The organism is Roseinatronobacter sp. S2, assembly GCF_029581395.1.
In the GTDB taxonomy this organism is placed as follows: Bacteria; Pseudomonadota; Alphaproteobacteria; order Rhodobacterales; family Rhodobacteraceae; genus Roseinatronobacter.
On the sequence record NZ_CP121113.1, the window covers coordinates 1 to 11507 of the forward strand.

Genomic DNA, 11507 nt, shown 5'->3' on the forward strand with positions numbered 1-11507 from the left:
GCGCTATGTAAGGCACTGATATTATGGTGTAATTTGGTTGCGGGGACAGGATTTGAACCTGTGACCTTCAGGTTATGAGCCTGACGAGCTACCTGGCTGCTCCACCCCGCGTTGGTTTTTTGTTGATCGTTGAGAGAGATTTTTGTGTGTTTCTTGTCAGGTTTGGCGGTGAGCTACTCTCCCACGTCTTGAGACGCAGTACCATTGCCGCGGCGGCACTTAACTTCCGAGATCGGGACGGGATCGGGTGTTTTGCTCGCGCTATTGCCACCAAACCTGAGAAGAAACACATATCAGCGGGGATTATTTAATCCCGACGTATTTTGGTCAATGCTTTTGGTTGCTTTGATTGTTGATCAGTTTGGTTGTTACTGGATCAAATCAAGCCTATCGAGCCATTAGTACCGGTCAACTGAACGCATTGCTGCGCTTACATCTCCGGCCTATCGACGTGGTGGTCTACCACGGCTCTCAAGGGAGACCTTGTTTTGAGGGGGGCTTCCCGCTTAGATGCTTTCAGCGGTTATCCTGTCCGATCATAGCTACCCTGCACTGCGGCTGGCGCCACAACAGGTCCACCAGTGGATCGTTCACCCCGGTCCTCTCGTACTAGGGGCAACTCCTCTCAAGTCTCCAACACCCACGGCAGATAGGGACCGAACTGTCTCACGACGTTCTAAACCCAGCTCACGTACCTCTTTAAATGGCGAACAGCCATACCCTTGGGACCTACTCCAGCCCCAGGATGAGATGAGCCGACATCGAGGTGCCAAACGATGCCGTCGATATGGACTCTTGGGCATCATCAGCCTGTTATCCCCGGCGTACCTTTTATCCGTTGAGCGATGGCCCTTCCACTCGGGACCACCGGATCACTATGGCCGACTTTCGTCTCTGCTCGACTTGTCAGTCTTGCAGTCAGGCTGGCTTCTGCCATTGCACTCGACGAGCGATTTCCGACCGCTCTGAGCCAACCTTCGCACGCCTCCGTTACTGTTTGGGAGGCGACCGCCCCAGTCAAACTACCCGCCACACAGGGTCCCGGATCCGGATAACGGACCGCGGTTAGACATCAAGAGTGCGAAGGGTGGTATCTCAAGGATGGCTCCATGGGAACTGGCGTTCCCATATCAAAGCCTACCACCTATCCTGCACATCGCAATCCTGATGCCAGTGTGAAGCTGTAGTAAAGGTGCACGGGGTCTTTCCGTCTAACCGCGGGAAGCCTGCATCTTGACAGGCAATTCAATTTCGCTGAGTCCATGTTTGAGACAGCGGGGAAGTCGTTACGCCATTCGTGCAGGTCGGAACTTACCCGACAAGGAATTTCGCTACCTTAGGACCGTTATAGTTACGGCCGCCGTTTACCGGGGCTTCAGTTCGGAGCTTGCACTCCTCCCTTTAACCTTCCGGCACCGGGCAGGCGTCAGACCCTATACGTCGTCTTGCGACTTCGCAGAGCCCTGTGTTTTTAATAAACAGTCGCCACCCCCTGGTTTGTGCCCCCCGCCCAAGAGTTGCCTCCTGAACGGGCCTCCTTCTCGCGAACTTACGGAGGTATTTTGCCGAGTTCCTTAAACATGGTTCTCTCAAGCGCCTTGGTATTCTCTACCAGTCCACCTGTGTCGGTTTCGGGTACGGTCTGGTGTGGGGCTATTTCCGGGAACCTCTGAACGGCCCGCCCAATCCGATAAGGGCGAACAATCTTTGAGATCCGTCACTTCCCACTGGCCCAGGAATATTAACCTGGTTCCCATCGACTACGCCTTTCGGCCTCGCCTTAGGGGCCGGCTTACCCTGCTCAGATTAGCTTTAAGCAGGAACCCTTGGACTTTCGGCGACAGGGTCTCTCACCCTGTTTGTCGCTACTCATGTCAACATTCTCACTTCTGAACGCTCCACCGGTCCCTCACGGGCCGGCTTCACAGCAGACTTGCTCTGCGTCCGGTGCACCCGCAATGGGTGCAAAAGACGCAAGAAGTACTGAACAGAACGCTCCGCTACCATGCGATTGCTCGCATCCTAAGCTTCGGCTCATGGCTTGAGCCCCGTTACATCTTCGCCGCAGGACAACTTGTTTAGACCAGTGAGCTGTTACGCTATCTTTAAAGGATGGCTGCTTCTAAGCCAACCTCCTGGTTGTTTTGGTCGTCCCACCTGCTTTCCCACTTAGCCATGAATTAGGGGCCTTAGCTGTAGGTCAGGGTTGTTTCCCTCTTCACGACGGACGTTAGCACCCGCCGTGTGTCTGCCGCATATTACTCCCGGGTATTCGGAGTTTGGTTAGGATCAGTAAGCCTGTGGGGCCCCATTACCCATCCAGTGCTCTACCCCCCGGGGTATTCGTGCGACGCTCTACCTAAATAGATTTCGCGGAGAACCAGCTATCTCCGAGTTTGATTGGCCTTTCACCCCTAGGCACAGTTCATCCCGATCCTTTTCAACGGATGTGGGTTCGGCCCTCCAGTTAGTGTTACCTAACCTTCAGCCTGACCATGCCTAGATCACTCGGTTTCGGGTCTGATCCATCTAACTCATGCGCCCATTTAAGACTCGCTTTCGCTGCGCCTACACCTATCGGCTTAAGCTTGCTAGATAGACCAAGTCGTTGACCCATTATACAAAAGGTACGCCGTCAGGACTCGAGGTCCCTCCGACTGCTTGTAGGCGTCCGGTTTCAGGTCTGTTTCACTCCCCTCGTCGGGGTGCTTTTCACCTTTCCCTCACGGTACTGGTTCACTATCGGTCAGTAAGGAGTACTTAGCCTTCGGGGGTGGTCCCCCGATCTTCAGACAGAATTTCACGTGTTCCGCCCTACTTGATACGTCCGATCATGCTTCCTGTACGGGGCTGTCACCCGCTATGGCTGGCCTTTCCAGGCCATTCCAGTCACAATCTCGGCTCGGCTGGTCCGCGTTCGCTCGCCACTACTAACGGAGTCTCTATTGATTTCCTTTCCTCCGGGTACTTAGATGTTTCAGTTCCCCGGGTTTGCTCTTTTAAGCCTATGTATTCAGCCTAAAAGTACTTGGTTAGACTTTCGGATAGCCACTTCGCTTTGCATTCCCCGGTCACCAAAGGTGACCACGGACCAAGGGCCCGATTGTCAGAGACAATCAAACTAGCTCAGTCACGGAGTGTGCATTGCGAAGCAATAACCAAAAATCTTCAAGTGGGTTGCCCCATTCGGAAATCTTGGGATCAAAGCTTATTCTCAACTCCCCAAGCTTATCGCAGAGTATCACGTCCTTCATCGCCTCTTACTGCCAAGGCATCCACCAAACGCCCTTATCGCGCTTGATTTGATCCAGAAAGAGCCAAACTGCGCCCCACCGCAAGCGGCAAGACATCGTCTGACGTGCAGGGCCTTTTGTGTCCCCTGCACACAATCTGAACCAAAAGCTTGTATACTTTTCCCGCTCTGGACCCGTGCGGATCCAGAACTATTGGTTAGTGTACTTGACTTGATAGTCTCATGCTCTGTGGTCTTGCGACCACTGACGCCCCCACACGCGGGGATGTCAGCATGACACTGATATGTTTCTCTCTGAACGATGTCAAAATGAAGGGCCGGACCCTTCTTGCGTCCAACAGGACGATCAAACCAGCGCATAAGCTGGCTTGATGATCATGTCGGGATTTTCTGTTGCGCAGCCCTGGCTGCCTTGGCACTGGTGGGTCGAGGAGGACTTGAACCTCCGACCTCACGCTTATCAGGCGTGCGCTCTAACCACCTGAGCTACCGACCCCAATGCCAATACATGTGATCAGGGCGGCTGTCTGCTCAGGACGATCCTGCTTACGGCAGATCCACCGGATCTGATGGTGGAGCCTAGGAGGATCGAACTCCTGACCTCCTGAATGCAAATCAGGCGCTCTCCCAGCTGAGCTAAGGCCCCGATCAGGATGCAGCGCCAAACCTATCCAGCCTGCCGCGTGCTACCTTTTGTCTTGAAGAGATATGAGGACGGTCCGGTCTTATATGCAGCTTTGTTTGCTGCTGCTAAGTGATCCACGAGATGGGCAAGCCCATCTGCAAGGATCATCCTTAGAAAGGAGGTGATCCAGCCGCAGGTTCCCCTACGGCTACCTTGTTACGACTTCACCCCAGTCGCTGAGCCTACCGTGGCTGGCTGCCTCCTGCGAACAGGTTAGCGCACCATCTTCGGGTAGACCCAACTCCCATGGTGTGACGGGCGGTGTGTACAAGGCCCGGGAACGTATTCACCGTGGCATGCTGTTCCACGATTACTAGCGATTCCGACTTCATGGGGTCGAGTTGCAGACCCCAATCCGAACTGAGATAGCTTTTTGGGATTATCCCACTGTCACTACCATTGTAGCACGTGTGTAGCCCAACCCGTAAGGGCCATGAGGACTTGACGTCATCCACACCTTCCTCCGACTTATCATCGGCAGTTTCCATAGAGTGCCCAGCTTAACCTGCTGGCAACTAGGGACGTGGGTTGCGCTCGTTGCCGGACTTAACCGAACATCTCACGACACGAGCTGACGACAGCCATGCAGCACCTGTGTGGTATCCAGCCGAACTGAAAGGACCATCTCTGGTCCCGCGATACCCATGTCAAGGGTTGGTAAGGTTCTGCGCGTTGCTTCGAATTAAACCACATGCTCCACCGCTTGTGCGGGCCCCCGTCAATTCCTTTGAGTTTTAATCTTGCGACCGTACTCCCCAGGCGGAATGCTTAATCCGTTAGGTGTGACACCGAACAGTATACTGCCCGACGTCTGGCATTCATCGTTTACGGTGTGGACTACCAGGGTATCTAATCCTGTTTGCTCCCCACACTTTCGCACCTCAGCGTCAGTATCGAGCCAGTGAGCCGCCTTCGCCACTGGTGTTCCTCCGAATATCTACGAATTTCACCTCTACACTCGGAATTCCACTCACCTCTCTCGAACTCCAGACTGATAGTTTTGGAGGCAGTTCCGGGGTTGAGCCCGGGATTTCACCCCAACTTTCCAATCCGCCTACGCGCGCTTTACGCCCAGTAATTCCGAACAACGCTAGCCCCCTCCGTATTACCGCGGCTGCTGGCACGGAGTTAGCCGGGGCTTCTTTACTGGGTACCGTCATTATCTTCCCCAGCGAAAGAGCTTTACAACCCTAAGGCCTTCATCGCTCACGCGGCATGGCTAGATCAGGGTTTCCCCATTGTCTAAGATTCCCCACTGCTGCCTCCCGTAGGAGTCTGGGCCGTGTCTCAGTCCCAGTGTGGCTGATCATCCTCTCAAACCAGCTATGGATCGTCGGCTTGGTAGGCCATTACCCCACCAACTACCTAATCCAACGCGGGCCGATCCTTCTCCGATAAATCTTTCCCCAAAAGGGCGTATACGGTATTAAACCCAGTTTCCCAGGACTATTCCGTAGAGAAGGGCACGTTCCCACGCGTTACTCACCCGTCCGCCACTAGATCCGAAGATCTCGTTCGACTTGCATGTGTTAAGCCTGCCGCCAGCGTTCGTTCTGAGCCAGGATCAAACTCTCAAGTTGAAATGGACCGAAATCCATATCCTTGACGTCAAACCCAAGCACATATCACATGATCAGACATTACATCCGACCACGTTATCTCTGTTCTGTGCTTCCGTTCCAAAGAAACAAAAGCCGCAAAACAGTGAAGCTGACACTCACATCATCGGGCAGCCGAAACCACCCTAGCGAGCCGATATGTGTCAGGCCGATCCATCGAAATAGACCAAACCGCCCACATATCTCTTCAAGTTTCCAAAAATTTCAAACAGCACAGAAACAAAAACACACGTAAGAAGCGCCATACATAAGGCGCATCCACATGCATACCTGTCCCTAAATCTCAAACCCAAAACAGCAATAACACTTCCGCATCAAGCCGCCCAAGGCAACCAGCAGCTTCCCGCCGCCGGTGAAGCGCTATCTAGGCAATCACTCTTTCACACGCAAGAGGAAAATATGACATTCAGATAAAAAAGGGCATGACGCGCAGCGAATGAAGCGAAAAACTCCACTTAAGTATATGTTTTATAATACTAAAGACAAAAGGAAGGAAAATCAGCACCGGCGCAGATCGTGACCTGCCAGCCTGTTTTGGGGCGATCGGGTGATTCCTTTCACGATCGCGCATTGCAAACGGCGTGCTTGTCGCAGCACAAGGCGCATGCTAGCACTTGCGTGCCTGCTCTGGGGTCTTGGGAGGGACTTGAGCCGTGCTTGATTATACACATGATACAGCACTGGTGTTTGCCTCTTTTGCGGTGGCATTGATGGCGGGGTTTACGGGGCTGTCCTTGACGCGCGGCGCGTCCGAACTGCCGGTCGGGCAGCGCAAGCTGGCTGTGGCGATGGCGGCCGTATCCCTTGGCGGGGGAATCTGGTCGATGCATTTCGTGGCCATGCTGGGGCTGCAACTGCCCATCCCCTTTTATTACGATGCCTTGACCACGCTGATTTCCGCTCTGCTGGCCGTGCTGATGACAGGGGTGGCATTGCTGGTGGTGCATTTCGGCACCCGCACGCGTGGGCGAATCGTGCTGGCGGGCGTGATTGTTGGCCTTGGAATTCCGGCCATGCATTATATCGGCATGTCGGGCATGCAGCTGTGCCGGCCCGTATATTCCGTGGCGGGGGTTGCTGGCGCGCTGTTGGTGTCGGTGGCGCTGAGTGTGCTTGCCTTCCTGATCACCTATTCCCGACGCGAGCGGCAGAATATCGTGCTGGGCACTGCCGGATTCGGTTTGGCGGTGTTCACGGTGCATTTCATCGCCATGGCGGGGACGGGGTTTGTCGCGCAAGGCGGCGTGTCGGGGGCGGGGCCGGTGATCAGCAATTCCGCGCTGGCCTTCGGGGTGACCATGGCCGTGTTTTTGATTTCGGGCGCGTTCCTGTTGACCGGCGTGACCTTTCTGCCCGCCCCTGTTGCTGCCGTGCAAGGCCCGCACAAGCCCCCCCAACCGCAGCCGGTGGCGCTGAACTCCCTCAAGGTGCCCTATGAAAAAGACGGGCGCACCTATTTCATGGATGCCTTCAGAATTGCTGCCATTCAGGCAGAAGGGCATTACACGGTGCTGTATGTCGACGACCAGAAGCTGTTTTGCCCATGGGCCATTGCTGCGGCAGAATCGCGTATGCCGCAGGGTGATTTCGTGCGCGCCCATCGCAGCTATCTGGTGAACCGTCGTCATGTGACGGGCTTTGAACGCAAGAAGGATACGGGCATCTGCTATTTCGACACGGTGCCCGCCTTGGGCAAAGTGCCGGTCAGCCGCGCCCGCCTTGGGCATGTCCGCGAGGCTTTGGGGCTGTAGCGTTGCACGACCTGCACCTGAACATGCCAGACGATGCAAACTGAACCAGTGTCTATCAGGTAGCCGCCGCACGGGGGGCTGCGACCTGTGCCCGATGGGGACGCTGGCACCGGCACCAAGCCCGCGCCACCCGCTGGGCCGTGGGCACCCACAATCACAGATCCCCGCCTGACTGCACCAGACAGATGGCGCCGGGTTTGCGCACCGCGCCCACCCCCGCACCACAGCCCGCCCGGCTTCGCTGCACCTGCATACGTCATTCATGCAGCGATTTCGCAGTTCGTGCAAATACCCGCGAAGCTGGCGCAGGGGGGTTCGATTGACAAAATGTCGCAGGCTAGCGTCCCGCCATGGTGGCGAAAGCCGCCCCACATTTGGGAGGACGACATGATACCAGCCGCGTTCGAGTATCACCGGCCATCGGACATAGAGGCAGCATTGGGGCTGCTTCAAACCCATGGCGACGAAGCCCGTGTTCTGGCGGGCGGGCACAGCCTGATACCGATGATGAAACTGCGCATGGCCGCAATCGAGCATTTGATCGACTTGCGCGACATTGCCGGTCTGCGCGACATCAGGATCGACGGCACCACCATCCGCATCGGGGCCATGGTCACGCAGGCCGATCTGATCGCGCATGACGGGCTGGCACGCACGGCCCCCATCCTGCGCGAGGCCGCGTTGCAGATTGCAGACCCGCAGGTGCGCTATATGGGCACTGTGGGCGGCAATGTGGCAAATGGCGATCCCGGCAATGACATGCCCGGTCTGATGCAGGCGCTGGATGCCGTATTCACGCTGGCAGGGCCGGACGGGGACCGCGACGTGGCCGCGCGCGATTTCTACGAGTCTGCCTATATGACCGCGCGCGAAGACGATGAAATCCTGACCGGCATCCGCTTTGATGCGACGGCAGGCGGCTATGCCTACGAAAAGCAGAAGCGCAAGATCGGGGATTATGCGACCGCCGCCGCCGCCGTGCTGATCACGCGTGAGGGGGGCTGCGTTGCAACCGCGTCGGTCGCGATGACCAACCTTGCCGACACGCCGATCTGGTCACACGCCGCCGCCGAAGCGCTGATCGGGTCCAGCTGCGACGCGGACGCCATTCGTGCAGCCACCACCGCCGCGCTGGCCGACATCGACCCGACCGAGGACAACCGCGGCCCTGTCGAATTCAAACGCCATGTCGCGGGAATCATCATTTCACGCGCGATTGCCCGCGCCTGGTCGCGCGCCTGACCCGCACCAGAAAGGAACAGCCATCATGCCCAAGACAGCCATAAAACTGAACGTGAACGGCAAGGCCGAAGACCTGCTGGTCGAACCGCGCGAATTGCTGATTTATGTATTGCGCGAAAAACTTAACCTGACCGGCCCGCATGTGGGCTGTGAAACCAGCCATTGCGGTGCCTGCACTGTGGAAATCGACGGCAAATCCGTCAAATCCTGCACCATGTTCGCGGTGCAGGCCAATGGCGCGGACATCACCACTATTGAGGGGTTAAGCACCCCCGACAACCTGCATGTGCTGCAACGCATGTTCCGCGAACATCACGGGCTTCAATGCGGCTATTGCACACCGGGCATGATTATGCGCGCCCACCGCCTGCTTCAGGAAAATCCGAACCCCACCGAAGATGACGTGCGTTTCGGGATTGCCGGCAATCTGTGCCGCTGCACCGGATATCAGAACATCGTCAAATCCATCCTTGCCGCCGCAGCAGAAATCAACGCCGCACAGGAGGCCGCAGAATGAACGACATGACCCCAGACCGCGACGACCGGATTGCCAACCTCAAGGGGATGGGCTGCGCGCGCAAACGCGTCGAAGATGTCCGTTTTACCCAAGGCAAGGGCAATTACGTCGATGACATCAAACTTGCAGGCATGCTGCATGGTGATTTCGTGCGTTCTCCCTATGCGCATGCGCGGGTGAAATCCATCAACACGGAAGCAGCCCTTGCCCTGCCCGGCGTGATTGCCGTGCTGACCGCCAAGGATCTGGAACCACTGAACCTGCACTGGATGCCCACCCTTGCGGGCGACAAACAGATGGTTCTGGCCGATGGCAAGGTTTTGTTCCAAGGGCAGGAAGTGGCTTTTGTCGTGGCCGAAGACCGCTACATCGCCGCTGACGCCGTTGAACTGGTCGAGGTGGAATATGAAGACCTGCCGGTTCTGACCGACCCGTTCGCCGCCCTGCAAAGTGACGTTGTCCTGCGCGAGGATCTGGCAGGGCAGGACAGCGGCGCCCATGGCCCGCGCCGCCATCACAACCATATTTTCCTGTGGGAAGAAGGCGACAAGGACGCCACCGAACAGGTGCTGGACAGCGCCGAGGTGGTGGCCGAAGAAATGATCTACTACCACCGCACGCACCCCTGCCCGCTGGAAACCTGCGGCGCAGTGGCCAGCATGGACAAGGTCAATGGCAAGCTGACACTTTGGGGCACATTTCAGGCCCCCCATGTGGTGCGCACAGTCGCATCGCTGCTGTCAGGCATTGAGGAACACAATATCCGCGTCGTCTCGCCCGATATTGGGGGCGGGTTTGGCAACAAGGTTGGTGTCTATCCGGGCTATATCTGTTCCATCGTGGCCAGCATCGTCACCGGCCGCCCCGTCAAATGGGTCGAAGACCGGATGGAAAACCTGATGGCCACCGCATTTGCGCGCGACTACTGGATGCAAGGCAAGATTGCCGCCACCAAAGACGGCAAAATCACCGGCCTGTGGTGCCATGTGACCGCAGACCATGGCGCGTTTGACGCCTGCGCGGACCCCACCAAATTCCCCGCAGGGTTCTTTCATATCTGCACTGGCAGCTATGATATACCCGTGGCCTATGTGGGCGTTGACGGGGTCTACACCAACAAGGCACCGGGGGGCGTGGCGTATCGCTGTTCCTTCCGCGTGACGGAAGCGGCCTATTTCATCGAACGCATGATCGAAGTGCTGGCCATTGAACTGGGCATGGACGCGGCCGAACTGCGCGCCAAAAACTTCATCCGCGCCGACCAGTTCCCCTATACCTCGGCCCTGGGGTGGGAATATGACAGCGGTGATTACCACACCGCATGGACCAAAGCGCTGGACGCTGTCGACTACCCCGGTTTGCGGCGCGAACAGGCCGAACGCGTGGCCGCTTTCAGGCGCGGCGAAACCCGCAAGCTGATGGGCATTGGCCTGACGCATTTTACCGAAATCGTGGGCGCTGGTCCGGTCAAGAATTGCGACATTCTGGGCATGGGCATGTTCGACAGTTGCGAAATCCGCATCCACCCCACCGGCAGCGCGATTGCCCGCCTTGGCACCATATCGCAGGGGCAAGGCCACGCCACGACATTTGCGCAAATTCTGGCAACCGAAATCGGCATTCCCGCAGACAGCATCACCATTGAAGAAGGCGACACCGACACGGCCCCCTATGGCCTTGGCACTTACGGGTCACGGTCCACGCCCGTGGCAGGGGCCGCCACCGCCATGGCCGGGCGCAAAATCCGCGCGAAAGCGCAGATGATCGCGGCCTATCTGCTGGAAGTGCACGACAATGATGTCGAATTCGACATTGACCGCTTCGTGATCAAGGGCGCGCCCGAACGCTTCAAAACCATGAAGGACATCGCCTATGCGGCCTATAATCAGGCCATTCCCGGCATTGAACCGGGGCTGGAGGCCGTAAGCTACTATGACCCGCCCAACATGACCTACCCGTTCGGGGCCTATATCTGCGTTATGGACGTGGACGTGGACACGGGCGAGCATGAAATCCGCCAGTTCTACGCGCTGGATGATTGCGGCACGCGCATCAACCCGATGGTCATCGAAGGGCAGGTTCATGGCGGCCTGACCGAAGCACTGGCCATCGCGATGGGTCAGGAAATCGCCTATGATGAAATGGGCAACTGCAAGACCGGCACCTTGATGGATTTCTTCCTGCCCACCGCATGGGAAACGCCCAACTACACCACCGACCACACCGAAACCCCGTCGCCACACCATCCGATCGGGGCCAAGGGGGTGGGCGAAAGCCCCAATGTCGGCGGCGTGCCCGCGTTTTCCAACGCTGTGCATGACGCGTTCCGCGCGTTTGGCCTGCGGCATGCGCATATGCCGCATGACCACTGGCGCATCTGGAAAATCGCCAACCAGCTTGGCCTGCACGGCTGAAAGGACAGGGGGCGCGCACCACCCGC

Annotated in this window: 4 protein-coding genes, 3 tRNA genes and 3 rRNA genes; 4 read left to right on the forward strand and 6 right to left on the reverse strand. The window is 57.2% G+C overall.

Translation table 11 applies throughout. The features are described 5' to 3' along the window. Positions 1-34: 34 nt before the first annotated feature. From P8S53_RS00005 to P8S53_RS00030, 6 genes are all read right to left on the reverse strand, one after another. Positions 35-111, reverse strand: a tRNA-Met gene (locus P8S53_RS00005). Positions 112-160: 49 nt separating this feature from the next. Then, positions 161-275: ribosomal RNA gene (rrf, locus tag P8S53_RS00010) — 5S ribosomal RNA — on the reverse strand. A gap of 102 nt (positions 276-377) precedes the next feature. Beyond that, positions 378-3303, reverse strand: a 23S ribosomal RNA gene (locus P8S53_RS00015). Between the two features lie 369 nt (positions 3304-3672). After that, a tRNA-Ile gene (locus P8S53_RS00020) sits at positions 3673-3749 on the reverse strand. 74 nt (positions 3750-3823) lie between these two features. Further along, a tRNA-Ala gene (locus P8S53_RS00025) sits at positions 3824-3899 on the reverse strand. A gap of 153 nt (positions 3900-4052) precedes the next feature. Further along, a 16S ribosomal RNA gene (locus P8S53_RS00030) occupies positions 4053-5518 on the reverse strand. The 16S, 23S and 5S rRNA genes sit together here with 3 tRNA genes alongside, the layout of an rRNA operon. A 692-nt stretch (positions 5519-6210) precedes the next feature. Here P8S53_RS00030 and P8S53_RS00035 point away from each other — a divergent pair. The 4 genes from P8S53_RS00035 (at position 6211) to P8S53_RS00050 (ending at position 11481) form a co-directional block, all read left to right on the forward strand. Beyond that, positions 6211-7308, forward strand: coding sequence for an MHYT domain-containing protein (locus P8S53_RS00035; RefSeq protein ID WP_277805120.1), 1098 nt, complete (start codon positions 6211-6213; stop codon positions 7306-7308). Positions 7309-7695: 387 nt separating this feature from the next. Continuing rightward, on the forward strand, positions 7696-8550 hold the full coding sequence (locus P8S53_RS00040; RefSeq protein ID WP_277805121.1) for a xanthine dehydrogenase family protein subunit M: 855 nt from the start codon (positions 7696-7698) through the stop codon (positions 8548-8550). Between the two features lie 25 nt (positions 8551-8575). Then, on the forward strand, positions 8576-9067 hold the full coding sequence (locus P8S53_RS00045; protein ID WP_277805122.1) for a (2Fe-2S)-binding protein: 492 nt from the start codon (positions 8576-8578) through the stop codon (positions 9065-9067). Then, positions 9064-11481 (forward strand): aerobic carbon-monoxide dehydrogenase large subunit, encoded by a 2418-nt coding sequence (locus P8S53_RS00050; protein WP_277805123.1) that lies wholly within the window; start codon positions 9064-9066, stop codon positions 11479-11481. Before P8S53_RS00045 ends, P8S53_RS00050 begins: the two co-directional genes overlap by 4 nt. Positions 11482-11507: the final 26 nt, after the last annotated feature.

Excerpts from the sequence above, each read along its gene's own strand:
- P8S53_RS00040 (WP_277805121.1), top strand. The coding sequence starts at position 7,696 with ATGATACCAGCCGCGTTCGAGTATCACCGGCCATCGGACATAGAGGCA.
- P8S53_RS00045 (WP_277805122.1), top strand. The coding sequence starts at position 8,576 with ATGCCCAAGACAGCCATAAAACTGAACGTGAACGGCAAGGCCGAAGAC.
- P8S53_RS00050 (WP_277805123.1), top strand. The coding sequence starts at position 9,064 with ATGAACGACATGACCCCAGACCGCGACGACCGGATTGCCAACCTCAAG.